Origin of the sequence: Bacillus changyiensis, from assembly GCF_027706145.1 — a bacterium.
Taxonomy (GTDB): domain Bacteria; phylum Bacillota; class Bacilli; order Bacillales; family Bacillaceae; genus Bacillus; species Bacillus changyiensis.
Window position 1 is genome coordinate 20,610 of sequence record NZ_JAQFWW010000007.1, and the last position, 26,847, is coordinate 47,456.

At 38.3% G+C, this 26,847-nt stretch carries 30 protein-coding genes; 7 read left to right on the forward strand and 23 right to left on the reverse strand.

Going from position 1 to position 26,847, the window contains the following annotated elements; translation table 11 throughout:
* Positions 1–42: 42 nt before the first annotated feature.
* Both PDT38_RS16760 and PDT38_RS16765 read right to left on the reverse strand, forming a co-directional pair.
* Positions 43–1,068, reverse strand: a complete 1,026-nt coding sequence (locus PDT38_RS16760) for a sugar ABC transporter substrate-binding protein (protein WP_394356305.1) — start codon at positions 1,066–1,068, stop codon at positions 43–45.
* A gap of 51 nt (positions 1,069–1,119) precedes the next feature.
* Complete coding sequence (locus PDT38_RS16765; protein ID WP_449374908.1) at positions 1,120–2,763, reverse strand: methyl-accepting chemotaxis protein; 1,644 nt, start codon at positions 2,761–2,763, stop codon at positions 1,120–1,122.
* A gap of 266 nt (positions 2,764–3,029) precedes the next feature.
* Between PDT38_RS16765 and PDT38_RS16770 the strand changes: the two genes are divergently transcribed.
* The 3 genes from PDT38_RS16770 to PDT38_RS16780 are packed head-to-tail and all read left to right on the forward strand — an operon-like array spanning position 3,030 to position 5,177.
* Positions 3,030–3,866, forward strand: a complete 837-nt coding sequence (locus PDT38_RS16770; RefSeq protein ID WP_270803218.1) for an AraC family transcriptional regulator — start codon at positions 3,030–3,032, stop codon at positions 3,864–3,866.
* A complete protein-coding gene (locus PDT38_RS16775; protein WP_270803219.1) occupies positions 3,863–4,795 on the forward strand; it encodes a DMT family transporter in 933 nt (310 codons plus the stop codon). Before PDT38_RS16770 ends, PDT38_RS16775 begins: the two co-directional genes overlap by 4 nt.
* A complete protein-coding gene (locus PDT38_RS16780; protein ID WP_270803220.1) occupies positions 4,761–5,177 on the forward strand; it encodes a DUF2000 domain-containing protein in 417 nt (138 codons plus the stop codon). Before PDT38_RS16775 ends, PDT38_RS16780 begins: the two co-directional genes overlap by 35 nt.
* A 12-nt stretch (positions 5,178–5,189) precedes the next feature.
* Here the strand turns inward: PDT38_RS16780 and PDT38_RS16785 are convergent, their stop codons facing one another.
* The 6 genes from PDT38_RS16785 to PDT38_RS16810 all read right to left on the reverse strand — a co-directional run bounded on the left by PDT38_RS16785 (position 5,190) and on the right by PDT38_RS16810 (position 9,383).
* A complete protein-coding gene (locus tag PDT38_RS16785; protein WP_317134964.1) occupies positions 5,190–5,453 on the reverse strand; it encodes an AAA family ATPase in 264 nt (87 codons plus the stop codon).
* Between the two features lie 219 nt (positions 5,454–5,672).
* Complete coding sequence (locus PDT38_RS16790; protein ID WP_270803221.1) at positions 5,673–5,927, reverse strand: hypothetical protein; 255 nt, start codon at positions 5,925–5,927, stop codon at positions 5,673–5,675.
* Positions 5,928–6,040: 113 nt separating this feature from the next.
* Positions 6,041–6,337, reverse strand: coding sequence for a hypothetical protein (locus PDT38_RS16795; protein WP_270803222.1), 297 nt, complete (start codon positions 6,335–6,337; stop codon positions 6,041–6,043).
* A 408-nt stretch (positions 6,338–6,745) separates the two neighbouring features.
* On the reverse strand, positions 6,746–7,375 hold the full coding sequence (locus PDT38_RS16800; RefSeq protein ID WP_270803223.1) for a YdbC family protein: 630 nt from the start codon (positions 7,373–7,375) through the stop codon (positions 6,746–6,748).
* A gap of 260 nt (positions 7,376–7,635) precedes the next feature.
* Positions 7,636–8,697: a saccharopine dehydrogenase family protein gene (locus PDT38_RS16805; protein WP_270803224.1), complete on the reverse strand. Its 1,062-nt coding sequence runs from the start codon at positions 8,695–8,697 to the stop codon at positions 7,636–7,638.
* Positions 8,694–9,383 carry a class I SAM-dependent methyltransferase gene (locus PDT38_RS16810; RefSeq protein WP_270803225.1) on the reverse strand — a complete coding sequence of 230 codons (690 nt, stop codon included), beginning with the start codon at positions 9,381–9,383 and terminating at the stop codon, positions 8,694–8,696. Before PDT38_RS16810 ends, PDT38_RS16805 begins: the two co-directional genes overlap by 4 nt.
* Positions 9,384–9,570: 187 nt before the next feature.
* Between PDT38_RS16810 and PDT38_RS16815 the strand changes: the two genes are divergently transcribed.
* The gene (locus PDT38_RS16815; protein ID WP_270803226.1) at positions 9,571–10,542 is read left to right on the forward strand and encodes a helix-turn-helix transcriptional regulator; all 972 of its coding nucleotides are present in this window, start codon (positions 9,571–9,573) and stop codon (positions 10,540–10,542) included.
* A gap of 18 nt (positions 10,543–10,560) precedes the next feature.
* On the opposite strand, the gene PDT38_RS16820 is transcribed toward PDT38_RS16815, so the two are convergent.
* From PDT38_RS16820 to skfA, 7 genes are all read right to left on the reverse strand, one after another.
* Positions 10,561–11,004 carry a TlpA family protein disulfide reductase gene (locus PDT38_RS16820; RefSeq protein ID WP_270803227.1) on the reverse strand — a complete coding sequence of 148 codons (444 nt, stop codon included), beginning with the start codon at positions 11,002–11,004 and terminating at the stop codon, positions 10,561–10,563.
* Between the two features lie 11 nt (positions 11,005–11,015).
* Positions 11,016–11,522 carry a HEAT repeat domain-containing protein gene (locus PDT38_RS16825; RefSeq protein WP_270803228.1) on the reverse strand — a complete coding sequence of 169 codons (507 nt, stop codon included), beginning with the start codon at positions 11,520–11,522 and terminating at the stop codon, positions 11,016–11,018.
* Positions 11,523–11,553: 31 nt separating this feature from the next.
* On the reverse strand, positions 11,554–13,071 hold the full coding sequence (gene skfF, locus PDT38_RS16830) for a sporulation killing factor system integral membrane protein (protein ID WP_270803229.1): 1,518 nt from the start codon (positions 13,069–13,071) through the stop codon (positions 11,554–11,556).
* Complete coding sequence (locus PDT38_RS16835) at positions 13,064–13,789, reverse strand: ABC transporter ATP-binding protein (protein WP_270803231.1); 726 nt, start codon at positions 13,787–13,789, stop codon at positions 13,064–13,066. Before PDT38_RS16835 ends, skfF begins: the two co-directional genes overlap by 8 nt.
* Positions 13,790–13,807: 18 nt before the next feature.
* Positions 13,808–15,295, reverse strand: a complete 1,488-nt coding sequence (locus PDT38_RS16840; RefSeq protein WP_270803232.1) for a CPBP family intramembrane glutamic endopeptidase — start codon at positions 15,293–15,295, stop codon at positions 13,808–13,810.
* Entirely contained in the window at positions 15,292–16,515 is a 1,224-nt protein-coding gene (gene skfB / locus PDT38_RS16845) for a sporulation killing factor system radical SAM maturase (protein WP_270803233.1), read from the reverse strand. The genes PDT38_RS16840 and skfB overlap by 4 nt, the downstream gene beginning before the upstream one ends.
* A 70-nt stretch (positions 16,516–16,585) precedes the next feature.
* Positions 16,586–16,753: a sporulation killing factor gene (gene skfA / locus PDT38_RS16850; RefSeq protein ID WP_270803234.1), complete on the reverse strand. Its 168-nt coding sequence runs from the start codon at positions 16,751–16,753 to the stop codon at positions 16,586–16,588.
* Positions 16,754–16,967: 214 nt separating this feature from the next.
* On the opposite strand from skfA, the gene PDT38_RS16855 reads away from it, so the two are divergent.
* Complete coding sequence (locus tag PDT38_RS16855) at positions 16,968–17,129, forward strand: hypothetical protein (RefSeq protein ID WP_270803235.1); 162 nt, start codon at positions 16,968–16,970, stop codon at positions 17,127–17,129.
* A 260-nt stretch (positions 17,130–17,389) separates the two neighbouring features.
* Here the strand turns inward: PDT38_RS16855 and PDT38_RS16860 are convergent, their stop codons facing one another.
* The 7 genes from PDT38_RS16860 to PDT38_RS16890 form a co-directional block, all read right to left on the reverse strand.
* Complete coding sequence (locus PDT38_RS16860) at positions 17,390–17,650, reverse strand: YiaA/YiaB family inner membrane protein (RefSeq protein ID WP_270803236.1); 261 nt, start codon at positions 17,648–17,650, stop codon at positions 17,390–17,392.
* 146 nt (positions 17,651–17,796) lie between these two features.
* The gene (locus tag PDT38_RS16865; protein WP_270803238.1) at positions 17,797–19,428 is read right to left on the reverse strand and encodes a Na/Pi cotransporter family protein; all 1,632 of its coding nucleotides are present in this window, start codon (positions 19,426–19,428) and stop codon (positions 17,797–17,799) included.
* Positions 19,429–19,592: 164 nt separating this feature from the next.
* Complete coding sequence (locus PDT38_RS16870) at positions 19,593–20,696, reverse strand: quinone-dependent dihydroorotate dehydrogenase (protein WP_270803240.1); 1,104 nt, start codon at positions 20,694–20,696, stop codon at positions 19,593–19,595.
* A gap of 72 nt (positions 20,697–20,768) precedes the next feature.
* Positions 20,769–21,437, reverse strand: a complete 669-nt coding sequence (gene pyrE / locus PDT38_RS16875; RefSeq protein ID WP_270803242.1) for an orotate phosphoribosyltransferase — start codon at positions 21,435–21,437, stop codon at positions 20,769–20,771.
* A 10-nt stretch (positions 21,438–21,447) separates the two neighbouring features.
* Positions 21,448–22,470 (reverse strand): pyridoxal-phosphate dependent enzyme, encoded by a 1,023-nt coding sequence (locus PDT38_RS16880; protein ID WP_270803243.1) that lies wholly within the window; start codon positions 22,468–22,470, stop codon positions 21,448–21,450.
* Complete coding sequence (locus PDT38_RS16885; RefSeq protein WP_270803245.1) at positions 22,467–23,672, reverse strand: M24 family metallopeptidase; 1,206 nt, start codon at positions 23,670–23,672, stop codon at positions 22,467–22,469. The genes PDT38_RS16880 and PDT38_RS16885 overlap by 4 nt, the downstream gene beginning before the upstream one ends.
* A 28-nt stretch (positions 23,673–23,700) precedes the next feature.
* Positions 23,701–25,143 (reverse strand): 4-hydroxyphenylacetate 3-hydroxylase family protein, encoded by a 1,443-nt coding sequence (locus PDT38_RS16890; RefSeq protein WP_270803247.1) that lies wholly within the window; start codon positions 25,141–25,143, stop codon positions 23,701–23,703.
* Positions 25,144–25,335: 192 nt separating this feature from the next.
* On the opposite strand from PDT38_RS16890, the gene PDT38_RS16895 reads away from it, so the two are divergent.
* A complete protein-coding gene (locus tag PDT38_RS16895) occupies positions 25,336–25,776 on the forward strand; it encodes a DMT family transporter (RefSeq protein ID WP_270803248.1) in 441 nt (146 codons plus the stop codon).
* Between the two features lie 52 nt (positions 25,777–25,828).
* On the opposite strand, the gene PDT38_RS16900 is transcribed toward PDT38_RS16895, so the two are convergent.
* On the reverse strand, positions 25,829–26,152 hold the full coding sequence (locus tag PDT38_RS16900) for a MazG-like family protein (protein WP_270803249.1): 324 nt from the start codon (positions 26,150–26,152) through the stop codon (positions 25,829–25,831).
* A gap of 96 nt (positions 26,153–26,248) precedes the next feature.
* On the opposite strand from PDT38_RS16900, the gene PDT38_RS16905 reads away from it, so the two are divergent.
* Complete coding sequence (locus tag PDT38_RS16905) at positions 26,249–26,818, forward strand: LOG family protein (RefSeq protein ID WP_270803251.1); 570 nt, start codon at positions 26,249–26,251, stop codon at positions 26,816–26,818.
* The last annotated feature ends 29 nt before the right edge of the window (positions 26,819–26,847 follow it).

Below are 26,847 nucleotides of genomic sequence, written 5' to 3' on the forward strand. Positions count from 1 at the left end.
AAAGCAAGCAGCCTAACGATCAACACAGCTGCTTGCTCAATTTTATTTATATATATCTTTTTTCGCCAAATGACCATGCTTAATCACGGTGTTGTTAATATTATTTTTCCTCACAGCAAATGGTTCAAGTAAAATAGCGGGTACTTTTGTTTTACCATTATCAACAGTTGTATCTGTTTTAAGATGTTCACCACCTGCCGCCTGCATTGCCATTTCTGCCGCTTTTTTGGCAATCGCATCAATTGGTTTATAAACTGTCATCGTTTGTGTACCTTTCACAATTCGTTGAACACCTTGAAGCTCGGCATCCTGTCCTGTTACCGGCACCTTTCCAGCCAAACCAGCATCTGTTAATGCTTCAATTACACCGCCTGCTGTGCCGTCATTTGCGGCAATGACAGCATCAATATCTTTGTGCTTATCCAACGCTTTTTTCATGTTTTGATTCGCAATTTCTGGAAGCCAATCTTTTGTGTATTCATCAAAGACAAGGTTTACTTTCCCCTGCTTGATCAAAGGATTGAGCACCTTCATGGCACCATTGCGAAATAATACCGCATTATGATCTAGTGAAGATCCGCCAATATAAACAAAGTTTCCTTTCTTCGCTTTTTTGACAACTTCTTCAGCTTGTAATTGACCAACTTTTTCGTTATCAAAAGAAATATAATAATCAACATCAGCGTTTCGGATCAGCCTATCGTAAGAAATCACCTTCACCTTGGCTTTATGCGCCATTTCGACGATCTTAGCTGCAGCATCTGCATCTGTTGGGACGACGACAAGCACATCGACACCCTCCTGAATCAAAAGCTTAGCTTGCTGAAGCTGCACATCCTTATTTCCATTCGCAGCTAACGTTTTCACTTCTCCACCAAGGTTTTTGATTTCTTTCTCAAACATTTCTTTATCTTTATACCAGCGCTCTTCCTTTAGTGTATCTATAGCAAAGCCGACATACACTTGATCTGGTTTGCTAATCAGTTTTGTTTTCGCTTCTTTTTTTTCGTTTTTCTCTGCTTCCTTAAACATACAGCCAGTTATGAGAAACAACAAGCTGAGTGCCATTAGGAAAAACAGCCCTTTTTTCATGTATGTTGACAATGTAACACCCTCCTTTTAAAACTTAAACCGTTTGATCATGCCATTCATCCGCTCAACCATCTCTCCCAATAACCGGGCACTTTCATCCATTTTTTCAATGGCTCCGCTTTGTTCATGAACAGAAGCTGAAATTTCTTCAGATCCAGCTGCACTTTCTTCAGATATTGCCGCAATATGTTCCACCGAACCGTTAATTTCTTCACTTGAACTTTTGAAATACGATAATGCAGAAGAAATATCGGAAACACGTTCAGCCATGTCTGTCATTTTATCTTTAATTTCTGTAAAGTATTGACCTGATGTTTCAATTTGGGCTTTACCTTGACTCACCTCAGAAAAACCTGTTTTTAAATCTTCAGCAACTGCTGATGTTTCCGTCTGAATCGCACTCACAATGTCTGTAATATTTTCAACAGAGTTTTTCACTTCTTCAGCCAACCGCTTGACTTCACCTGCTACAACCGCAAAACCTTTCCCAGCCTCACCGGCCCGTGCTGCCTCAATCGATGCATTCAAGGCGAGTAGATTCGTCTGATCAGCTATTCTTGTAATCATTTCAACCAACTTATGAATCGAATGAGTTTGCCCCTCCAACATATTGACTTTTTTGACAGACGTCTCCATGACTTCATTAATGACCTGCATTTGCTTTAATGATTGTTTCATTTGCTTGTCACCATCAATCGACACTGACAACACTTCTGAAGAAAACTGAGCTAATGTCTCACCATTACGGTTGGCACCTTGGATTTGACCCGTTAGTTCTTGAGATTGTTCAGAAATATTGGCTGCTTCATTCGCCTGATTACTAGCTCCATTCGCCAGTTCTTCAACCGTCACCGCAATTTGGCTGCTTCCTTCTTTTACATCATGAGATACATTTGTAAATGTGAGACATTGCTGATCAACTTCATTGGCGATATTAGAAACTTCAACGATCATCTCACGAAGACTTTCTCCCATATGATTGATCGATTGTGAAAGCTGTCCGATTTCATCATGCCCTTGGTAATCAAGCGTTGTAAAATTCAACTGTCCTTGGGCAATCTCTTCACTTGCTGTCACAACCCGTCGCAAATGTTTCTTAATCTGGCGACTGATCAGGAATAAAAGGCCTGCTGAGACAGCTGCTGAAATCAAAATAGATATGATTAAAATAGAAATTGTTCTAGAAATATTGGCCTTAGCATTTCCAATTGAATCAACATTTGTTTTGATAGCGTTTTCTTTCAGCTTATCTCCTAAATCCATTGTCTCTTTCTTCAATTGAGTTGCTTTCTTTTGTAGTTCCGTAAATGTTTTCGTTTGAATCTGCTTGACATTTGGAACAATTTTGCTAAAGAAATATTCATCTAAAGCATGATTGTTTTCGATAATTTGATTAAACATCTCCATTTGTTCGCTTGTATGCAACTCTTTTTTTAGTTTTGTTGCTGCTTCAGCAAACTCTTGACTATATCCCATATAATCTGTCAGTCTCTGGTCTTTTGCATCAATGATATATTCAGGGATATGTAAATATTTATTTTGATAAAGCGACATCAATTTTGCAGACTGTACGGCTGTGTCATTTTTTACTTTTGTATCTTCGATAATTTCACTCGTATCGTTTAATAGACCATATGTATTAAAAACAGATCCTAAAAACGCAACTAACATTATAAAAAAAATAATGCCGTATTTTCTTCCAATTGCAATATTTCTCCAACTTAGTTTTTTCACATTGCTCCCCCTTTTAATAATAGATTTATTGTTTATATCGGCAGAGCTTGGAATATTTTTATAAATTATAGATATAAAGTCCTTGTTTTTGTATAAGTTAAAAGTCTTGTTGGGGCGATTTTTTATGAAGAGAGCAACATCATACAAGAAATGATTCAAAAACATGCTAAACTAAACATCATCAAACCGACAGGAGGTCCAACATGCGAAACGAAACCCGCACCCTTTTTCTTGATCCCGACCTGGAAGTTGAAGCTTATCGCTTTAAAGGCATTATGCAGAAATTCCCGAATCATTTTCATGAATATTATGTGATTGGTTTCATTGAAAAAGGGCAGCGCCTTTTGCTTTGTCAAGGGCAGGAATACATCATCAATCCCGGTGATCTAGTACTGTTTAACCCGCACGATACACATAGTTGTGAGCAAATGGATGGGAAAGCACTTGATTACCGCTGTATCAATATCACACCAGATGTCATGATAAAAGCTGTGAAGGAGATAACGGGTACCGCAAGCTTACCGTACTTCACAAAAAACGTCTTGTTTCACCATGAACTGACCTCCAGTTTGCAGGAACTACATGTCCATATTTTGCAAAAAGAAAAACCACTCCAGAAAGAGGAATTATTTCTAAATCTTCTTGAGGAGCTGATCAGGACATATTCAGATCTTACCTTCTTAGAAAACGCACCTGAACCATCTGATCAGGTCAAAGTCGTGTGCAGTTATCTAGAAGAACATTATCCAAAAAACATTACACTTGACAATCTCAGCCAACTAACCGGTTGGAGCAAATATCATTTACTGCGGTCGTTTACAAAGCAAAAAGGTCTTTCACCTTACAGTTACTTAGAGACCGTACGTATCAACCATGCGAAAACCCTTTTGGAAGATGGTGTAAAACCAATTGAGGCTGCTTTTCGAACAGGTTTCAGCGATCAAAGCCACTTGACCAAGTTTTTCAAACGGCAGGTTGGATTGACACCAAAACAATATATGAAGATTTTTGAACATGATAGACAGGTGATGAATAAATGAAAACTCGACGTAAGACAACTGGACATTTGGCTGCGCTATTCACAATTTTCATTTGGGGTATGACATTTGTTTCGACTAAAGTGCTATTAGAGGATTTCTCAGCAACAGACATTTTATTTTATCGTTTTTTGCTTGGATGGTTCGTTTTAATCATGGTTCACCCGAATTTTCTAAAAGTGCAGAGCTGGAGGCAAGAAGCATTATTTGCTGGGGCAGGATTATGCGGTGTCACTCTATATTTTCTGCTTGAAAATATTGCCCTCACCTATACTTATGCCTCAAATGTCGGGATGATTGTTGCGATTATCCCTATGATCACTGCAATATTGGCGCATTTTCTGCTGACAGGTGAACGATTACAGTCCCACTTCTTCATTGGATTTGTAGCTGCTTTTACCGGTCTTCTCCTTATTTCATTTAATGGAAGTATTATGTTTCAGGTAAAACCGATCGGTGATATGTTTGCTTGTACCGCCGCTTTCGTTTGGGCTGTATACGCCATTTTAATGAAGAAAATCAGCACATTTAGTTACAATACCATCCAATGCACACAACGGATCTTTCTATATGGACTCGTATTTATGGTTCCAGCACTATTTCTATCAGAATTCCATTTTGACATTCGGCCTTTCACATCTCCAATCAATCTGTTCAATTTGATTTTCTTGGGGGCTGGGGCATCCGCCCTTTGCTTTGTCACATGGAACTGGTCAGTCGGGGTCTTGGGAGCAGTGAAAACGAGTGCCTACATTTACATGGTTCCCGTCATTACAATTGTTGCATCCATCGTTATTCTCCATGAAAAAATGACATGGATTTCGTTCTTTGGAGGAACTCTGACATTAACAGGTCTTTATATTTCAGAAATGAAACCAAAAAGGAGGAACAAAACTCATGAACCAAATAAAATGCGCCCTGATTATCGATGAAAGCCTACCTCGCGGACTAATCGCAAATACAGCTGCGATTTTAGGAGCGGCTCTTGGCAAAAACAAACCCGAGTTGCTTGGTGAGAATGTGACGGACGGCTCCCAGATTCAACACTTAGGAATTGTCACCGTTCCCTTCCCAATTTTAAAAGGGAACCCCGCGCTTCTTTCTGAACTAAGAAAAAAACTGATGACTGAGGAATTCAGCGATATTCTAACGGTTGATTTCACCGATGTGGCGCAGAGCTGTCATACGTATGAAGCCTATATGAAAAAGTTCCAGGCTTCCACCGCTTCAGACTATCGATACTTCGGAGTTGGCATTTGCGGCGAGCAGAAAAAAGTCAGCCGATTGACTGGAAGCCTAGGATTACTGAGATAGAAAAAACCACGGTCATTGACCATGGTTTTTTGTAACAACACCTGAATTCACCTTATAAACCTCATCACATAAAGCCTCAATATCTTCCTTATGATGAGAAGTCAGTAAAATCGTCGCCCCGCGCTGATTTTGCTCCCGAATGATTCCATAAACGTTTTTGACAGCCTCTTCATCTAACCCATTCATCGGCTCATCAAGAAGCATTAAATCAGGACTTTCCATAATGGCTTGGGCGATGGCTAACTTTTGTTTCATCCCAAGCGAATATGTTTTCACTGGCCGCTTGTCATTCGGATCAAGTCCGACACGCTGAATCGCTTGTCAAACCGACAACTGGCGAGATCAAAATCTTTGATGAGATGTTGCATCAAGATTTTTCTTTTCCAAGAAGTATTAGTGTCATTTTAGAGAAACCCGGCTTTTTAGAACAATATAGCGGTTTTGATAATCTCAAGTTTCTAGCCGATATTCAACAAAAAATCACAGATCAACACATTAAAGGTATTTAGATACCCAGATTGCTAGAGTAACAAATAAAAAGGTCCCAACGACCAGACCGATTATCGTTTGAATCGGAAATTGTTCATATCCTTTATAAAAAATAATCGGAATTGTGCCAACACTCATTCGGTCGCCAATCGCTAGAAGCCCATTAAATATCGTATCAGCAAACACAGCTGTTCCATTGACTAATTTCTCATATGTATGAGCATAGTTTGAATAATCCCATTGGCCCGTTAATGTATTCATCAGAATGATACTGACCAAAAGAGGTATAAGGAAAAACAAAAATCCAAAAATAAAAACAGAGACAAATTTCTTCGTATAATATGAAAAGCGACTTCTACGGATGAAAACGTAATTCAAATAACCACTTTTCTGCTCTTTAAAGATCGTATCAACAATTGGAATGGCGATAAGCAGTGGAAAAATAAAATAATAGAAAGAAGAAAAAATGAGTTTGATAAACCTACCCAATATTGGTGAGGTGCTATTATCGAAATCGCATCTGGGTAGTCAGGATATAATTCTTTGGTCAATGATGACTCTATGCTATATTCCAACAGGCCTGCCCATACACTTCCAACTACAATTAACAGTAAACAGCCCAAACTGACATATGTCAGTTTATTTTTTAAAAGTTTTTTTACCTCTATCATTTATATAAACTCCCTTAATAGATTAAAACAATATGGTTAAGGCTTACTTGAATTCCATCCCCCAGCGCCTTTCACTCTAACACTTGTCCACCTTGATGGTTGTTCGTTTTTCCTTTTACATAACGATTGGAATCATTATAATAAGCTTTGCAATTTGTTTTAGTAGATTGTAAGTCAGTCCATGCCTTATACGAGGCAAAATTTAAGATTTTGTGCATTTACTCCTAATTTATAACATTACCAAAGATAGAGATTCATATCAAATTTTAACAAGTTTACCTTCGATTTCAAACCAAACACATTAAACAGCTTTTAGACCCCTATAGTCAACTTGTCTTAATTCCAGCCTCAACCTCGTGCCACAATCAAATCAACCCTTCGCTAATTTCTGTTCAAACGACCTTCCGTTCAGGGACAGACACGCCATGCATCTTCAACTTTGAATTGTTCTCCAGTAAGTACATGTACATCATGTTTCGGTTTTGCTATTTTTAATAAGTCAGGTAAGGTTTGTTCCACATAGTTTTGGTGATGTGTCTCACTTTCCCATCCTGATAATACTAGAAACTCATTTTGTTGTTTTTGGGAGTTCGCAAACATGCCCGCAAGCATGCCTTCCGATTTTTGCATACCTACATTCCAAACCGTTTGCTGCATATCGACAAAATGATGGATTCTATCTTCTTTCACTTCTGCGGAAGCAACTCGTATATATTGACTTTTATGAACAAAATAAGCAACTTCCCCAGCTATCATGAATCGTTGTCGATATAAACAGACATTAATCGATTCATATGTGTTTTCTTGACCTGAATTGACAAAGATTTGGTCATGGTGATCTTCCATAAATGTTTGATAATCGGCTAGGCTCTCCCAAAAGGTATAAATACAAGCAGTTAATCGTTCTTTTGTATTCCAACCACCAATTTGACCTATAAAACCTTTTACCGTACAAAGTGATTTCCATTGTTTTTGGTGTTGATAAAAATTTTCCTTTTGCTGTTCTTTTACCTTGCAAGAAATTCTTTTTATGATCATGAATAAAATCCTCCTCATGAAGCTTTTTTCAATTCCGTCCAAACAATTACAATTTATTAACGCTTTTTCATTTTTAACACGTCATAAGTTATCATTTATGATCTTGTCGGGGGTATATTGGAGAATTTGCCCGCTTTCCGCGGGCGATCCTCGAGCATGGCTCCTGTTTGCACAGGAGTCTCGCAATTCCCCCTGATTTGCTAAAACCGCGTGTCATTTTCAAACATTTATCATCTCACTTCATTTCAAAATTTGTCAAATTAGACCACAAATTGTTCTCCGGTTTCTTTCCGTTTTAAATACAAAGATTGACCGACTCGCTTTAGCTCAAAACATTCATCGATATGAAACATCCCATTTGGAAAATGACCACGATAAAGAGCTGTCGCTACAGCACATGCAACACGTGCTGTCATCAATGATTCATTTTCTCCGGACAATGAGACCCCTACCTCTTCATAGCGGCCAGCTTTGGTTCCATTACCATCTACTTTTACAGCATACTCTGAAGAACCAACTTTGAGTGAACCGAGCATTTTCACAAGACCCGCACGCATCACGGGATTCTTTAAAAAACGCATTGCTCCAATTCTTTGAAGGCCATAAAGCACAGTTGTCACCCATTTTGAATCAAAACACAACCGTGTTGCAACGCTTGGCACTCCTAATGTATGTGGGAGTGTAATCTGATCGGAAAACGGAAACCGATAAGCCCTCCGTCGGCCCAGACGATCGCCAAAGTCAACCAGTCTACCATCTGTAAAACTTCTGACTTGTTTGTTATGACCATTTTCCATGATCGTAAACACCGTATTCAAATGATTGACCGTCCATTCTATCGCTGCTTTCCCATGAGTATCTCCTAATCCGAGCATAATTGAAATATCAAGGTGGCTCATTTCATCAAAAGCTTTCCGCACTTCTTGTGCCAGTAAATTGGTCAAACCTGGCGCCAACCCAACACTGATCATACCTGTTCCCAAACATCGCTCACCATTCAAATTTTTTAACTGATTCAAAAAAGAGCCATTTGCTGAGATATCGATATAATGTGTGCCATTCGCTAGACAAGCTTCTGCCAAAGCCGTATTGTTCTGATCCATACAGATAATGACCAATTTTGTCTTTTCAAGCCAGCTCCAATCAGCGGATAGACTGAGCGGCTGTACATGTCCACCTGTTGCCTGGCAAAAGCGGACAGCGCGATTTATATTTCTCCCAGCCGCATAAATATACCCAGAATATTCTTTCCCAAGCATTTGGCAAATTTGCCCGCCAACATGACCATATCCACCAACTACTACGATTTGATCTTTTATCACTTACAATCTCCTTTCACTGCAAACCAACCATCAATTAAATAAGCACTGAAAAACCTTGTGACACTGATAAACCCTGATTCTTTTAACAAATCTTCCACATCTCTTGCCGGAAGTGGGTAGGAATGTGTACCAATCGAAGCGGCAAATCTCTCCCAATCTTGTTCAGCTATCCCGTTGGCCAACATATGCTCCCTCCAGGCCTGCATCTGCCAGTTAAATGGTTCAGAACGACAATCACCATTGATTGATGCGATAAAAAGCGGCGCACCCTCTACTAAACAGTTGGCAATCCTTTGTAAAAATGCCCGTTTATCACGTACAAAGTGAAGTACTAGCATACATGTTGCTCCCGCAAAATGGCACTCTTGTCCGAGATGATCCACTTCCCCTTCAATCAACTGAACTTTTGCCTCAACACCTGCCGACTTTAGCCTTTTCCGTGCCAAATCAAGCATGTTTGCTGATATATCAATGCCTGTAAATGTCCATTTTGAATGGTTTTTACCTAGAGTCAGTAATTCCTGTCCTCCACCTGCACCAACAATCAAGATATTTGCTTCCTTCTTCGTCAGCTGAACAGAAAGTAAACGATCCATCATGTCGTACAACATTTCATAACAGGGGATTTTCAAACCTATCGTTTTTTCATATTGAAAGACATCGGGATGATTCCAGTCCATATTCATGACAATCTGTTCTCCTTTTAGTAGAATAAATGTATCAATAATCGTTCTCAATTATAAAAATAGATCTGGAAAAACGCTATCCCATAAACATGGGATTTATAAAGGAGGGATTCTGATCAAACGCTCATTAAAGAATAAATTCCATGAAAACAAAACACAAACTTCACTGGACTACATGAAAGCAATCATGCCTATTTTAAAAAGTGTTGTTCCCTTTGATGCTTCCTGTTGCACAGCGATCGATCCTCACAACCTCCTTTCAATCGGAAGTGTTACAGATCAGGAAATTGAAGCAATCCATCCACAGTTATTTAAATGTGAATATGTGTACGATGATCTCAATCAATATGAACATTTGCTCAAAACTCGAAACACAGTAGCCATTTTAAGTGAAACAACAAACGGAGCATTAAGACAGTGTAGACGGTATCGAATCGTTCTCGAACCGGCTGGCTTTGCTGATGAAATGCGAGTCATTCTCTTTTATAAAGGGGAATGCTGGGGATATCTCACACTATTTCGCAAAAGTGGACAGCCATTATTCAACATAGAGGAACGTACTTTGCTCACTTCCTTGGCATCTATAATCGGTGAACATTTACGATACTTTAGACACAAACTACCAAAAAAAGACATGTTTCATATGAAACATGTCGGCGGAATGTTGATTTTATCAGCAGAACTCAGCCCGTTGTCCTGTAATCAAACGGCACTTCATTGGTTGACAGTCTTGCGTAGCTGGGAACAACTCGACAGCAGAAAACTGCCAAGACCTATCCGAGCTGTTTGCACAAGTGTTTTAAAAGAAGCTAGTCCAGCAACAGCCAAAACAGTTGTCTCCATACCAGGGCAAGATTATCTTTCGATAAGGGCAAGCCGCCTTGATAGCTTTAGCACAGCAAAACAAATTGCCGTTTTATTTGAGCCCGCTTCCCCAACAGAGGTTATCACACTGATGACAGAAGCCTATGCCTTATCTGAACGAGAAAAAGACATTACAAACTGCGTAATTCGTGGGCTTTCTACAAAAGGTATCGCTGATGATCTGCATATTTCAGTTTATACTGTTCAAGACCATTTGAAATCAATATTTGCAAAAACAGGAGCAAGAAGTCGGCGAGAATTGATGTGGAAACTGCTTGATGGACTATTGAATTGAAGAAGGAATTGAGTTAATCTACAGCAAACAACCTTGTTTTCTTACCCGTTGCATCATCTTCCGAAATCCAAGATCACCCATTGAATGAAGCTCCATGTCTCCTTCTGGATTGAACAAACAAAAACTGGGTATGGCTTGAACTTGACAAGCTTGAGCAATTTCATAGTTTTGATCCATGACAACGACAAAACGAAAATCTTTTTCTACTATTTTTTCTTTGACAATATTGATGGACTTCTCCTCTTCTGAGTATGGAATATGTACGGCTATCACTTTCAGCTTTTGAAGCGGCTCCGTTTCTTTTAACACTTCATCAGCCAATTCTTCACAATTCGGACAGCTGACAGACCAGAAATAGAGGAGGTGATAATCCTTGCTGTTCAATTCACCTTCTCTATTTGAGGCATTTATCCAAGGTAGCTGTTGTGAAATTTTCGGCATTTTTACATCCTGTTTTTTCATAAAATCTCCCCTCATTTATTTTTTAATTGCATAGCAATAATTTTCCCTATCGCTTCCTCAGCGGCAAACGGTGCCACCATTTCTGAAGAATTTTCTTGAACGTCTTTCAGGCATGCATACATATGGCGATCAATTTTTGAAGGTTCGATCCATGAAATAGCCCAAGATGCCCAAAAACAAGGTGGCCCTTCAGTGTTTCGGGCAACATCAAGTAAGGATGGGAGGCTACCATGACCAATTCGCATTAAAGAGAGGGCTGCCGCCATTCTTGTGTCTTCACTCTCACTTTTCAAGAGAGCAGCAAGAGCAGGAGCTGCTTCACTTGCTTCAGAACCAAATTCGCCTAACACAGCAGCTGCAATGTTGCGGAGGGAACCTTCCTCCTTTAACGCTTCGATTAATATAGGAATAGCTGGTTGGCCGGACTCTTTTAATTCACCAATTGCTTTTACAATCGTAACCTCATTTTTATGGACAAGGTCTTTCACAGATTGAGATAAATTTTCATTTGATTCCACTGCATGTCTGCCTCCTCTTACATAACTTAACTTATCCTATTCCGCTTATAAGAAATAATAGAATAGGAAACAGAAACGTTCCTACCCAAAGATATACTAAGCGAATACGTGATTTATACCTCCAGAATAAAAACCAAATCCAGCCGCCAGATAAAATGAAAAGAATGGGCAATAGAAGTGCCGGTCCGTGTTGTGCCGCTTTATGAAGTATGAAAACAAAGAGGAAGCTTACTACACTTGTTAATATAAACACTTTATAATATAGGGCGAAAGGAAGCTTGGGATTCAATGCATACGTTTGAACGAAAACAGCCCAGCGGATCGCCAACATCAAAACATAACTTCCCAGTCCGTAAATGAACAGGAGAAGCAACTCCCTCCCCGGAATGAATACAATCAATTGACAAATCCCCAGAGAAAACACAAAGAGAAAAAACATCCATAATGTGTTGCCCATCTCTAAAAGAATGGCTTTTTTCCATAGTGACCCTGGAAACAAAAATAAGTCGCCAGATTTTGCATGTCTAATTAAACTCGAGTAGTAAGAACTTAAAAAGGCTGTCAAAACAATCATCGTAAAGAATATATAAAACCAATCAAGATTGACTGAAATTAAATAGTAAAAAATCAACAATAAAGCAATAAAATGCGAAGTATGAAAAACCAAGTTTTTCTTCACAAGTAAGATTTCCATCCATAAAAAAGAAAAAATACCATTTAGTGTTTTCATCCCCCACCAAGTCTGCTTTTCTTTCAATTGACCTATACCGATCTGTTGTTCTCGAAATTCAGACCAAAATTCAGCTTCTTTCACCAATTTTTCTTTACATTCCAGTCGATTTGCAGTAAAACGAATGATGATAAATGATAACGCCAAGAAAATAGTAAGTACGATATATACTGTCAAAGAATAGTTTCCCTTTATAACATAGCCGATCTCCCCAATCTTTCTGCCGAGCACATCCCACCATACTGAATGACTATGGGTGAGAAAGTAGTAGTAAAGAGTGAGTCCATATACCACTAAAGAGCATAATAAAGTGACCGTTAATATCAATTTTAAATTTTTAAGATTTCTTGCAGATGATAGGGCTAAAACCCAAGCTTCAAGTACAATGATGAATAAAACAAACTGAAATGCCTTGACAGTGAGATGAGGGCCCTGTTCTCTGAACAGCAATAAAAATAAATCAGCTAATATCCCTGAACATATCCATAGCAGACTTTTCCAAGCAATATTCCAAATCCATACAGAATAAATCATCTTGTATAATGGATATGGTGCTGTGTAAAGCCAGATGACATCCTCCATCTGTCCTGGAATTCGATTTGAAAAAAGACCGAAACATGTAAATGCAAGCAATACACCGGTCATTACCCAACCGATCCACGTGATGTCCCAATCTCCTGCATTTGCAATCCACTCCATTTGGATCACAACGAAAAGCAAAAGTATCATGGACAGCAAAATGGGGAATCTTTTCTCATGCGCCTGGCTCAACAGTCGTCTCTTCGTCTGAAGATACAACATTGAAATGATGTTAATCATCTGCCCATTCTCCTAACAAACGAATGACTTCCTGCTTCCAATCAGAGTATTCTTCCTGGTTATGCGGCACAGACATTTCACGGATAAGACATCCCTCCCGAATTAACAAAACTCGGTGAGCCGTTTCCAGTACAAAGTCAAGACTGTGTGTTGAGACAAGGGCGGCACACCCCACCTTGGCCTTACTAATCAGCCACTCGGCAAGCCATTTCTTAGATGGGATATCTAAACCTGCTGTCGGTTCATCTAACATATATATCGATGCATTTTGAACAATAGCGCCAGCCAAAATGACCCGTTGCTTTTGACCTCTTGACAAGTGTCCTGTAAGTTGATCTGCCTTTTCCCTCAATTTCACTTCTTGTAATGCTGCAAGCACCTTTTCTTGCAAATATTTTTTATTGATTTTGAATGCTCTTGCCCGAAACTGTAAGTGTTCAGCTATTGTTAATGTTGGGTATAAATAAGGTTGATCAGGGATTAAGGCGACCATTTGTTGCATTTTTGTATCACCTGGCTTGTATTGTCCCCCTATTCGAATATATCCATTATCCGGTTTATGCAACCCTGTCAGACAGCGAATTGTCGTCGTTTTGCCCGCCCCATTCGGACCGAGCAAAGCAACGATTTCTCCAGTATGAAGGGAGAATGATAATTGATCGACTCCCTCATCATTCTGGTATTTCTTCTGTAAACTACAAACTTCCACCATTTTCATTGACATCTTCTCCTAGTTTTAGAATGAAGATTGTTTAGAAGTTTTTTTAAAGTTGAGCTTTTTCTGAATGTTGTAGTTCCATAGAGGCATACAAAATAAAATGAAGTTATAAATGAAGTGAGCGGTAAAAACAGCGAGAAAACCAGATTGAATGAACAACAAACCTAAAAAACAGCCAAAGACAAAAAGGTGTATCCAGCGTAACCATCTTGGATGATATCCAGTACCTTGATGCATGATCGCCCATAACCCAGAGGAAACCAACAGAGTGATGAACACGCTGTCGCTGACAAACCAAATGGCCGGTATCATTAACAGACGATAGACAGTCTCTTCAACCAAAGAACTTTGCAGACTCATATTTAGGCCTTGCCTAAATGTAAAACCTGATAAATAGATGGTTCGATTTGAGAGCTCAGGCGAAATTCGAAGCCATTTTTTCTTATCCAATACCGTAAAAAAGACAGCAGATAGGCCGAGGCAAAAAATTCCTGCACATCCCCCAATCAGCAACTGGTTACCTGCTTTTTCCCAAATCGGCCAATGTAAATTTTCTCCCAAAGAGTTTCCTGCCAATGAACATATAAATACAACAAACCCTATCAATATCCCTGCAAGAACAGCCGACAATATTGCCAAACTGCCTACCATTTTTAAGCTCATCCTAGAGTCATAGGCATTTACTATCGTCAATTTGATATCTTCTTTTATTGATAGTAAGTTACAAACGGTAAGTATGCTACCCATGATCACGCTAACAGTCATGTCAGCACGAACATCTAAATGAATTAAAACGATAATTGCTGCTACCACAGCAATGCAAGAACCTAAAACTCCCGTGATTCCCAGTGTTGATTCAAGTTGCTCCTTTTGAACAGCTTTGTTCATGTTTTCAGTTCGGATTTCTTGTTCTGTTTGAAGACTGATGATATGTTGATTATATAACTCAACTGCCATTTTCATTCTGATATTAGCTGACTCTGCCATATACCAATAAGTTGTCATTTGTTCTAAGTCTTCTTGTTTTTCTCCAGAACCAGTCGCTTTCGCCTGAGCCCACAATCCCTCGTGATCAATAGTGAGATCCTCTTTTAATTGTTCTAGAGAAACCCTCCCCAGACCGGTTGTCTGTAAATGTTTCTTCCGAACATCGGCATGAAAAAAAGTGATTTCACCCTTTGCATTTACACCTGTAATAATCGATTGATTCTGACTGACAAACCGAATTCTCCACGATTCTAGTAATCCCCAGTTAAAGAGGACTTGACGAGTCTGATTTAATAGACCAACATGATGTAGCTTATTCACTGTATCATGGTCATACCAATACACAGCAAAGGATTTCCAATTGCTCACATCAACACCAAGATATGTTTTAATAAATTCTGCTGATTTCTGCCGTGCGGTTTCTTGATCAAGCAGTAAAGATTGATAAACAGGCGGCTTAAATTGAAAAAACAAATATAATCCTAAAAGAGCAAGGACGACCCATAACAAACCAATCATATCGTGACCCCGTTTGTTTGGTTTAGTCCAAAAGGTAGGTCAGGCTCAGAGAATTCAATTTTCTTGATACATTTGCATTGCTTAGCATTACACTTTGCTTGCCATAAGTTTTTAGGATCACCAATCTTTAACAAGCTATCATTTAAAATATGCCCAATCGTTGTATCCTCTATTTGACACGGTGTCACACAACCATCAGCGCGAATGTACCATGATAAAAAACCTGGTGTACAAAAATCATTGAATTTTGTTTTGTTTTCTTCCTCCCAATCCACAATAACCATTTGATCTCCCCACTTATGAATTGCATCTTTCAACTGTTGTTTGATTGCATTTTCCATTTCTTTAGGTAAGGCACTCTTGTCATCAGTTGCTCTTCCTAAAGCAAGTGTTTTTCCCACTCTAAAAATAGAGACATTTGCTTCTGCACATGCTTGAATCACATCATACACTTGATGTGCATTTTGCGGATTAACTGTCATGGCAATCATAACGGGAACAGTGCTTTGCGTTAAGCGTTTGACATTTTTCATAGTTTCATTAAAACTATCATTCCGTCCCCTTAATTGATCATGAGTTTTTGGAAGGCCATCAATGCTGACTTGAACCGAAACATTGCCTAAATGACTTAAAAGTTCGACTTCATCAATTTTCCAGTTCAATCCATTACTAAACAGTGTAACATTATTAAAAAAACAACTCGCCGCTGTCATCACTTCTTTAAATCCTTTGATCAGTTTTGCCTCTCCTCCAGTGAGTGTAATATCAGAGACACCGTGGGCAGCAAGCTTTTGCATCACTTCTAGCCATTGTGAAGTTGACAGTTCATTTGGATATGGTTTGCCAGAGCTTGCATAACAAAATGAACAATTCAAATTACAGGCGTTAGTCAACTGTAACGTACAACTCAATGGCAAGTAAGATTGGATAGAACCGGTAATCATTAATGGTCTATTAAAAAACCCTTCTGTCCAAGTAACTGTAAATGGATGCTCACTTAACTCTTTTTTTAATTGGTCAGCATCAATCTCCTCTTTTGTTGTTAACCGCCAAATCTGTGCTGTTTTCTGGATATCATGATGTTTTGCCAATAAAAAAGCTAATTGTGCGCCTCGTCCACTTAACCTGTAATACACCATGCTATAACGATCAACAAGCACAGCCCCATGAGGTTGAAAATGTATGGAAAGATCCGGTGATAACGCAAAATGTTGATTCATAAAATCCCCCTTAAAAAGAATAGAGAGCCTAAAAATTTTATGCCCTCTATCCATTTTTTACATTAAAAAACTAGATTGCTCTCATAGCAGGATGCGGAAGCGGACATACTCGTGTCATTTGAATACTTTTAGAAGCCCAACATCCTATACACCCAGCAGTTTTTACAAGTGATGTTCCAGCTGGTTTACCAAGCTTATGTTGTTTAACAGATTCCCATTCCTTGCTATTATGACTCATTTCTAACACCTCCTATCCCTTTATATGGAATCTAAGGTATGTGGATTCCATTTATTTTTACAATACCAATTTTTTTTTGTCGAAGTAAAGTGAATTTTAGATGATAAACCAATAAAATGGAAAGATTTAAGTGCGTGTGTTGAACGATTAGAAAGGGAAAAATTACGGGATAATAGGCATAGTAAAGCGCGAAAGAATTCCTGAGGTGGTCATCATGAAAAAAGTATTGAAATATACGCTTTTGTTTACTGTTGCTACACTTTTTTCTTATTATTACAACATGTTTGTACCGAAAAACCTTTTCTACTTCATCGGTTGGATCTTTTTTTATTTTATATGCCTTTGGATTGTAAACCTATTTGATGACAAAAAATAATTACCATAATTAGGTATTTTTTAAATGGCAGAATACTAAAAACATTTACTAGTAAAGATGTGATTTTTTATAACTACATGAACATGCTTCTAGTAAAGCTTTCAATATTAGAACTTAAAGCCAATTATCATCACGAATAACTACGGCTCGAAGTTTATGAAACATAAAAAAGCCGTCCAATCGTCAAAAAACTCGACTTATTGGACAGCCCTATGTTCTTCAATCACTATGTTATTACTTTTGATGCCTTATGGGTGCAATTAATCTTGATTAGAGATATTGTGTCTTCTTTCTTGTTCAGCCATCATCTCATTATCTTCAGCATTATCCCTTGTTACTTTTTGTGTCAGGATAGCGCCAACAGCTACTAAAATCATCACAGCTATGTAGTAACCTTTTTCGTGGAGCTCTAAACTACCAGTATTGTAAAGACCGATACTGAATAAAAATACCCCTGCGAAAAATGTGAAATATGACATGACTGTAAATGCCGTAGTATTTCTTTTTCTATATTTCTGCATCTTAATACCTACCTCCTAAAAGATATAACTATTATACTTGATTTAACTCCTCAAAAGAAGAATAACATGCCCATAACATACAATTTAGTAAATTTGCCCCACTCTATGAAAATAGACCTAAAAAACCGGGGTTTCCCCCGGCTTGGTTACTTTTCTTCTCCTAAAACAGCATTCGCTATATTGGCAGCATGGTCACCAATTCTTTCTAAGTTACTGGTGATATCAACAAAAATCACACCAGCTTGACCACTACACAGCCCCTCATTCAAACGAAGTATATGTTTTTTACGAAGCTTTCGTTCCATTTTATCAATTTGATTTTCTTTTTCGACAACATGCTTTGCGGCTTCTTCATCTTTTTCCTTCAGAGCGGACAGTGATTGTTCAACAGTTGACATTGTCAAGTCAAGCATTTCTGTTAAATCTTTCATAGCCGCTTCAGAAATTTTCACTCGGTTTGATTGCTGGTACTCGATCAATTCCACCAAGTTTTCAAAATGATCGCCGATCCTTTCAATATCTCTAATCGTATCGATCAACATATGATGTTCCGCAGATTCTTGTTCGGAAAGCGTTGTAGCTGACAGTTCGATCAAATAATCGGTGATTTTTCGATCAAGATTGTTAATCGCGTCTTCAATTTGAAAAGCGCCTTGTGCATGTTTGATCTGTTTTGTTTTTAAATATGCCTTTGTTTCCTCAAGCCCTTTTATAGCAAACTCACCCATACGCAACACTTCTTCCTTTGCCTGACCAAGGGCAATTGAAGGTGATTGTTGAATAAAGAGCGGATCAAGGTGTGTGGCTTTGTAATCCACAACTGAATCTTTCCCAGGAATCAGTTTTGTAACGATTAGCGCCAACACTGCAACAAACGGGAGTTGAATAATCGTGTTTGTTGTATTAAAAATTCCATGGGCAAAGGCAATTAACATCTTAGGGTCCAACCCCAATGATGATTGAAGCATTAAAATAAGCGCTGTGAACGGTTTGAGTAAAATTAAGAAAATTGTTGTTCCGATCAAGTTGAACAACACATGAACAGCCGCCGCTCGTTTTGCTGCAACAGAAGCACCAAGGGATGCAAGTACAGCGGTAATCGTTGTCCCAATATTATCTCCGAACAATACAGGGAGAGCGCCATTTAAATCAATTAAATGATCAGCAAACAACCCTTGTAAAATACCGATTGTTGCACTAGAGCTTTGGACAAGCACTGTAAACAAGGTACCCACCAGAACACCAAGTACTGAGTTTTCGCTCATGCTAACTGTTAAATCATGAAAAGCTTCAACCGTCCGTAGCGGCTTCATCCCACTGCTCATCAATTCCAAACCATAGAAAAGGGCACCAAACCCAAATAAAACCTGGCCAAGATGTTGAAGTTTTTTATTTTTAAAGAAGAACAACAGAAACGAACCAATTGCAATGATCGGTAGCGCGTATGCACCTACATCAAAACCAATAATAAACGCGGTGACTGTCGTTCCAATATTTGCACCCATAATAACCCCAATTGCCTGACGGAGCGTCATAAATCCGGCACTTACGAGACCGACAGTAATAACGGTCGTACCAGAACTGCTTTGGATCAAAACTGTTACAATTATTCCAGCCAGTACTCCCATTAGAGGATTGCTTGTAAAGCGATCTAAAATATCTCTCAGTTTATCTCCTGCTGACTTTTGAAGACCTTCCCCCATAAACTTAATTCCTAAGAGGAAGATACCAAGACCACCTATAAACTCAAAAAGCAATTGCTGTATATCGATTCCCAACGTGTTGCCCTCCAATTCGACATATATCTACAAACACCCTACGATTATGCTGGAGAATGAAGCTTATGTAAACGGTTTAGAACGAATATTTACAATAACTTAACATTAGCTTTGAAAATTTACATTCATTTAATATTATCTGTATATATTTGAAAAGATCTCGCTTAACCTGCAAATCTTTTGGATGAATCAATGCCAACAATTTCTGAAATAGATGCCACTTGATCTTGATTCATTAATGAAATGAACTCATTGTTTATATGTTTGACAATGGCAGGACCTCGATAAATAAAACCTGTATATAATTGAATCAAGTTTGCTCCGGCTTTCATTTTTTCATAAGCATCTCTTCCTGTAAAAACTCCCCCACTGCCAATAATCGGAACGTCTCCTTGAGTAATCCTATACACCCTTTTAATGACTTCATTTGAGACACTTGCCAATGGTTTACCGCTTAGCCCTCCTCTTTCTTTTTTATGGGTTGATTGTAGATGATCTCGCATAATGGTCGTATTCGTAATAATGAACCCATCAATCCCCTGTTTTATACTTGTGTGGATGATTTGATCGATTTCTTCATATTTTAAGTCTGGTGCGATTTTCAGTAAAATCGGTTTATATACATTGTACTGACCTGCCAGTGTCACTCTTTTTTTCATGATTGAATCTAAGAACGGTTCCAATGAACTGACAAACTGTAAATTTCGCAAATGCTCAGTATTTGGTGAACTAATATTAATGACAAAATAGTCCCCCAATAAATAAAAATGCTCTAAACCTATTTCATAATCTAAGTGGGCTTCTTCATTAGACGTATTTTTATTTTTTCCTAAGTTAATTCCTAAAGGAACAGAAATTTTCGGTTGATTTTCTATCCTTTTTTTAATTTTTGCCATTCCATCATTATTAAAACCCATTCTATTAATAATCGCTTGGTCTTCTGGCAACCTGTATAATCTAGGTTTCGTATTTCCATTTTGCGGTTGTGGGGTAATGGAGCCTACTTCAACTGCACCAAATCCAAGGCATGCCAACGCACGATATACTTCAGCATTTTTATCAAAACCTGCTGCTAATCCAATTGGATGCTGAAACTGTAAACCTAAACATTGTATTTCAAGTCGTTTATCACTTATCACCAATTGATTTTCGAACATTTGTCTTGATATCCCCATTGATTGAATAACCTTTAAGAAATTGATTGCGAGTTTGTGGGTTTTTTCTGGATCAAATTGAAATAACGCTTTCTTGATCAGTGAATAAACCAATTGCTTCACCCTTCCTTAGAAAAATTGCTGAACGAAAGAAAAAGCAACCTTAAAATAGTTGCTTTTATACGACTACTGTTGGAATGTGGCTGTATGTTGACTTCCATATATCTTTAAATAATCTTTTAATGATTGATAATATTCACGAGGAAATATATGATCATTTTCTAAAAAATGAACAATATCTTGAATTGATGCCACAGAATAAATGTGTACATTATACTTTTTAGAAGCTTCTTCTAGTGCAGATATCTCAGAGTCAAGCCCTTTTTCTCCTCGATCTAAAGCAACTAAGCATGCATTCAGTGTTCCGCCTTCGCTTTCAACCACTTGTTTTGTCTCTCTAATTGTTTTCCCAGATGTAAGAACATCGTCAACAGCAAGGACCTTTTTTCCTTTTAAACTAGATCCGATGATTCTTCCGCCCTCACCATGGTCTTTTATTTCTTTTCGATTAAAAGCGAACGACACATTAGAATACCCTTTTTTATACATAGATAAAGCAGTCGCCAGTGAAATTGGAATACCTTTATATGCAGGACCAAACAAACAATCAAACTCAATATTGTTTTCAATAATAGCGGTGGAGTAAAAATCTCCTAAAGCTGAAAGTTTTGCGGCATTATCAATCGACCCGAAATGAAAGAAGTATGGACTTAATCTTCCTGATTTTAGTTTAAATTCCCCAAATTTAATCAACTCGTTATGAAACAAGTACTCAGTAAAGGTTTGATTTAACATGTTCATCTCCTTATACACTTAAAGATTCCTGTTTCTCTTCTGGAATCATAAATAGTTGCTGATCTAGGGTTGCTTTCAGTTGTGCTCTATTCATGATGTCCAACCCTTTTTCTTTTCTCCATTCTTCATTATAAATTTGGTCTAAATAATTGACTCCTGCATCTGGTATGACGGCGACTGCACTACTACAATTACTTTGATTCAACCATGCAAGCGCAGTGAAAATCACCAATCCACCAGAACCGCCAACCATGATGCCATGCTCTTTTGCGATGAGATTACAAGTCGAAATGGCTTGCCTGTCACTTGCGATAGAGACTTGATCAATAACTGTGATATCAGTATTATGCCCTCGCCAACTTAACCCGACACCATTAATCAAGTAAGGACGGAATCGATGATCAAATACAGCTGATCCTTTGACATCACAGGCTACAACTTTCATATTTGTTCTCTCTTTTTTGACCCGCTTTCCAATCCCGCATAAATGTCCTCCTGTGCTGACTGCCCCTACCACACTGTCGACTGATAATTCCACAATTTCTTTGGCTGTGGTCACATAATGAAAAGAAGGATTATCAGGGTTATCGTATTGATTTGGCCAATATGCTTCAGGGTATTGTTCCAACAATTGCTTTACTCTTGTGATTCTTGCCTGCTGAAAACCTCCATTTTCAGCAGGTTCTTTTACCATTTCAACATGGGCACCATATGCTTTATACCAATTTAATACAGTTGGGCTGATTTTGGGGTCGACGACAATGATCACTTTAAATTGATAAACAGCTCCAAGCATGGCTAAAGATTTTCCTAGATTCCCTGATGTTGACTCAATCAGAACACCGCCCCTTTTCAGTTTTCCTTCATGAAAAGCTGCTTGTACCAAACCATAAGCCGTGCGGTCTTTTACACTAAAATTGGGATTAAAATAATCTAATTTTAAGTACAGTTTTTTCCCTTTAGATACTAAATCATCTTTTAGCTCTACAACCGGAGTATTGCCTATACAATCTGTAATGTTGTTTAAGATCATGATTTTCCCTCCACAACTTGAATGCCGGCTTGGTGTTGTGTAAGCATTCTATTTCCGTTTTCTTGAATATAGACAGGATCTTCAACATGCAAAGCTCCAAGACCAAATTCGTAATATGGTGTCTCAATAGACAACACCATTCCTTCTTCAACAATTTCTTCACTACCGGGAGCTAGAATTGGAAGCTCATAAGGTTCTAGACCTATCCCATGTCCTACATGATGCCGCCTGTATTCTTGAAAACCAGCTTCATGGACAGATTGCATGGTTAGTTGGAAAACCGCTTCGCCGCTCATTCCTGGTTTAATCTGTTCAATAGCAGCCAGCTGACCTTTAGATAGTGCCTTATATTTCTGATATTCGGGCTTAAATTCTTTGAAAAATAATACTCTGGCAATATCAGCCCAATACCCATTACATACAATGTCACAATCAAACCAGATCAAATCCCCTGCCTGAAGTTTATTGTCATCACGTTGAAGTCTTTGTCCACCAACAGCATGTCTGCCAATTTTCAACATAGGCAAATATGGATTTGCTCCTTTGGAGGTGATAAAATAATTGAATATTCTTAAAATTTCTCTTTCACTAATTCCTTCATAAATTTCAGCTGCAACTGTGTCAACAGCTTGTTCAATACATTGGGCAGCATAACTTAATGCCTCAAGTTCTTTACTTGTTTTAACAGCTCTGACAAGTTTAATCATTCGTGATGAAGGAATAAATGCCGCAGCAGGCAGATTGGATGCCAAAAATTGTTTCACGTTCGAGTTTATACCTTCTTCATCTATTCCGATTCGCCCGGAATGTAAATGAAGTTTCATAAGAAGAGATTTCAGTGCTTCTTCTCCATTTTTATGGCTGTTGTTGACTTGAGAATAATATTTTAAGAGCTGTTCTTCTTCGGTCAGCATTGATCTGCCGTTATCTTCTCGATAAAATGTTCCATATGTCATGACTTCACCGATTTGAGATGTGGCATCAAGAACTTGGTCGATTTCTCCAATTGAATGAACGATATGAACAACTTCCGGATGTTGAGCAGTGATGACAGCATAACATTGTCCAGAATAAGGGTTTAATATTTTCACCACTGGATCAAACCCAGCAAAGTAACGAATATTTTCTCTTGTACAAGCAATGATCGCATCCAGATTTTGATTTTCCATTTTAGAAACCAATCTTTTTATATTAACACCCATTGCGAAACGTGCACCTCTTTTTAAAAGTCTAGTATACCTTCATTAATTCCGGTTTTTCATTTAAAGCTCGGTCAACCATTTTGAGCATTTCTTCTTTTTCATAGGCTAAATAATGATTTGCAGCAATTCTCATTGGATCACCTGCATGATAATATTCATAGACTAATTGACGCTGACCGAAACTATCTCCAGACACATCCCAAGCTAAATTTAATAATTTGGTGCGTTCTTGTCCATCAAATTCTCCAGTAGATAAAGCAGCCATCAGCATGTCCCCATTCTCAGACAGAAAATCTTGAAGAAGAGGTGTCGCCAACATCGATCCCGCCGCTAAAGACTGAATATGTTTGATCATCTTTTCATACATTTTCGGAAAGTGGTATCTGATCGCCTGAATGGTGTGGATATTGGGCGTGACGATTCCATTTTCATTAATATGAGCCGTTTCTTCACTTAAGATAATGCTTGCTTTTAACAGTTCTACAGATGATGTAAGTTCACCTAATTTTTCTTGTACATTGACAAACTGATCTAACTTCAGCATTTTTGCTAATTTGATTGCTACACCTGTTAAAAGTTCAGCTTTCGATACACCTCTGACAATCCCTTGATGACCTGTATGATGTCTGATAAATGTCCGATCATAAAAAAGGTTTGATTTTTCCACATCTTGAAAAATAAATACTCGGTTCCAAGGGATATGAACATTCTCTAAAACAAGGTAAGCGTCCATTTCATCAAAACGATTGGCTAATGGATGATCAAACTGGCTCAGTGTTGGTTTGACTGTCGTTTTTCTGCAAATAATTTTAGCTCCCGGTGTCTGAATAGGAAGAGCAAAAGCAATGGCATATTTCTCATCCCCCGGCCGTAAACCAGGCATATTGAAAACTAACAATTCATCAGCAATCGGTGCTAAGGTGACAATCATTTTTGCCCCGCTAACGGTTATGCCATTTAAATCATGGGAAACGACATGAACACCGGCAAATTCATTTGTTTGTTCACCGAGTGAAACCGAACGGTCAATTTGAGGATTGATTGCGCCGTGTCCAATGAACAAATTTTTATCTTTGACAAATTTATAATATTCAACTGCATTGTTTTGATAGTCAGCATATTGATCCATACCTAAGAAGTGGGAGTGGGCATACAAAGTTGAAAGAGCTGCATTGATAAAATCTGGGGTGCGTCCTAACATACCAAAGGAAATATCTGCGATCGCTTTGTAGGATTTCCTTTTTCTTCGTAAATCTTCAATTGTTTTTGGAACCATTAAACTAATCGGGGCATAGTTTCCTTGTTCATCACAAAAACAGTGAGTTTCCGGTTCATCTTTTTGCAAATCATAATACGTCTGCATAGCTTGAGCCGCCCCTTTAAAAGCAGGCTCAGCTAGTAAATCATTCACCTGTTCGCCATTAAGGTACACATTTTTCATGCATTTCAATCTTTCGAAATAACTACTCAACACGAGACCCCCTTTTTCGCCTTAACAATTGTTAAAATTTGTGTTAAAATAGCTTTTGTTCGTCAATTTTTCCACTTTTACTAATATTATGAACACCCAAATATTAACTCAGTATGTTTCTTATTGTCAAACCAAGATAATGTAAATTATGTTAAATTAATACTACCAAAAAATTATAAAGGGGAATATTGAATGATTATTATATTAATCGTGTTTTCTTTACTAGCAGGCATGGCACTGCCTACACAGTTTAGTATTAATGCTCAATTGCGAGGGGTCGTTGAATCACCAATTCTTGCTTCGACAATTTCTTTTGTCGTGGGATCTATTGCATTATTGATTGTATCTATATTTGGAAACAGCGTACATATCAAAAAAGAATGGCTAGATGCACCTTGGTGGATTTGGACCGGAGGATTGCTAGGTGCATTTTATGTTGTAGCAACTGTTATCCTCATTCCGAGAATTGGCGCTGTTGCCACAGTTTCTTATATCTTGCTCGGTCAAATGATTGCATCTGTTTTAATTGATCACTTCGGTTTAATCGGTGTAGCCACACACAATCTTAATATTCCTAGATTACTAGGTGTACTGCTTGTGATTTGTGGCGTTATCATCGTTCAGAAGTTTTAATAAAATAGGGAGAAGCTCTTTATCTTTAATAAAGCTCCTCCCTTTCTATATTTTATTGCTTCTGAAAATAACGACCATCAAGCTTTTCTTTGTGGGAGTTGAAGATTTCTTCCAGAGATATATCATATTTGTTTGCGATCACAATTACATTCCCTAACACATCGCCCAATTCTTCGATTAAATCTTGTTTTAATTCACTCGTTATTTTTTCTGCCTCATCTGGTCGGTCTCTGCCGATTTCCAACGCTCTAATCGCTCTTGCTACCTCCCCTGTTTCTTCCGCAAGAAAACCGATCCGTACAAAAATATCAAGTTCTGACCAGCCTCTTTTAGCATAATATTTTCTGACCCAGTCCTGAAAATCTGTAATATCCATCTTTCTCCCCCTTATATTTAGACTCCTTCCATTTTATCAGAATCTCTTCTATAATGTTTAATAGTGTCACTTCATACAATGATTGGGGGAGTTTTTTTGAAAAGGCTGGCTGTTTTTTGTGGTTCAAGTCTTGGGGCTTCTAAAGTATACAAAGAAGGGGCTGTTCAGCTTGGACAAGAATTGGCAAAAAGAGACATCACACTCATCTATGGTGGTGCGAGTGTTGGTATGATGGGTACTGTAGCAGATACCGTTTTAGCGCAAGGTGGGCAAGTGATCGGTGTGATTCCCAAAATGTTAGAAGACCGAGAAATTTCTCACCCTGGTTTGACGGAACTGATCGTTGTCCATTCCATGCATGAACGAAAAGCAAAAATGGCAGAGCTTGCAGATGGATTTATTGCGCTTCCAGGTGGACCTGGTACACTTGAAGAATTCTTTGAAGTCTTTACTTGGGCACAAATTGGATTACATCAAAAACCATGTGGGCTGTTAAATATCAATCATTACTATGACCATCTCATATCCCTTTTTAACCATATGACAAAAGAAGAATTTTTACAGGAAAAATACCGGGCAATGACGGTTATTGAGCAAGATCCTGAGAGATTAATTGACCGATTTTCTACATATGAAGCACCAAGTGTAAAAACATATACGAAATGAGATTTTTAAGAGCAGGTCGGTCGTGACTG

Coding starts and splice junctions, on each gene's coding strand:
- PDT38_RS16760 (WP_394356305.1), bottom strand. CDS start 1,068: ATGGCACTCAGCTTGTTGTTTCTCATAACTGGCTGTATGTTTAAGGAA.
- PDT38_RS16765 (WP_449374908.1), bottom strand. CDS start 2,763: ATGTTAGTTGCGTTTTTAGGATCTGTTTTTAATACATATGGTCTATTA.
- PDT38_RS16770 (WP_270803218.1), top strand. CDS start 3,030: ATGCGAAACGAAACCCGCACCCTTTTTCTTGATCCCGACCTGGAAGTT.
- PDT38_RS16775 (WP_270803219.1), top strand. CDS start 3,863: ATGAAAACTCGACGTAAGACAACTGGACATTTGGCTGCGCTATTCACA.
- PDT38_RS16780 (WP_270803220.1), top strand. CDS start 4,761: ATGAACCAAATAAAATGCGCCCTGATTATCGATGAAAGCCTACCTCGC.
- PDT38_RS16790 (WP_270803221.1), bottom strand. CDS start 5,927: ATGAATACATTAACGGGCCAATGGGATTATTCAAACTATGCTCATACA.
- PDT38_RS16795 (WP_270803222.1), bottom strand. CDS start 6,337: ATGATAGAGGTAAAAAAACTTTTAAAAAATAAACTGACATATGTCAGT.
- PDT38_RS16800 (WP_270803223.1), bottom strand. CDS start 7,375: ATGATCATAAAAAGAATTTCTTGCAAGGTAAAAGAACAGCAAAAGGAA.
- PDT38_RS16810 (WP_270803225.1), bottom strand. CDS start 9,383: ATGAATATGGACTGGAATCATCCCGATGTCTTTCAATATGAAAAAACG.
- PDT38_RS16815 (WP_270803226.1), top strand. CDS start 9,571: ATGCCTATTTTAAAAAGTGTTGTTCCCTTTGATGCTTCCTGTTGCACA.
- PDT38_RS16820 (WP_270803227.1), bottom strand. CDS start 11,004: ATGAAAAAACAGGATGTAAAAATGCCGAAAATTTCACAACAGCTACCT.
- skfF (WP_270803229.1), bottom strand. CDS start 13,071: ATGATTAACATCATTTCAATGTTGTATCTTCAGACGAAGAGACGACTG.
- PDT38_RS16835 (WP_270803231.1), bottom strand. CDS start 13,789: ATGAAAATGGTGGAAGTTTGTAGTTTACAGAAGAAATACCAGAATGAT.
- PDT38_RS16840 (WP_270803232.1), bottom strand. CDS start 15,295: ATGATTGGTTTGTTATGGGTCGTCCTTGCTCTTTTAGGATTATATTTG.
- skfB (WP_270803233.1), bottom strand. CDS start 16,515: ATGAATCAACATTTTGCGTTATCACCGGATCTTTCCATACATTTTCAA.
- skfA (WP_270803234.1), bottom strand. CDS start 16,753: ATGAGTCATAATAGCAAGGAATGGGAATCTGTTAAACAACATAAGCTT.
- PDT38_RS16855 (WP_270803235.1), top strand. CDS start 16,968: ATGAAAAAAGTATTGAAATATACGCTTTTGTTTACTGTTGCTACACTT.
- PDT38_RS16860 (WP_270803236.1), bottom strand. CDS start 17,650: ATGCAGAAATATAGAAAAAGAAATACTACGGCATTTACAGTCATGTCA.
- pyrE (WP_270803242.1), bottom strand. CDS start 21,437: ATGTTAAATCAAACCTTTACTGAGTACTTGTTTCATAACGAGTTGATT.
- PDT38_RS16880 (WP_270803243.1), bottom strand. CDS start 22,470: ATGATCTTAAACAACATTACAGATTGTATAGGCAATACTCCGGTTGTA.
- PDT38_RS16885 (WP_270803245.1), bottom strand. CDS start 23,672: ATGGGTGTTAATATAAAAAGATTGGTTTCTAAAATGGAAAATCAAAAT.
- PDT38_RS16895 (WP_270803248.1), top strand. CDS start 25,336: ATGATTATTATATTAATCGTGTTTTCTTTACTAGCAGGCATGGCACTG.
- PDT38_RS16900 (WP_270803249.1), bottom strand. CDS start 26,152: ATGGATATTACAGATTTTCAGGACTGGGTCAGAAAATATTATGCTAAA.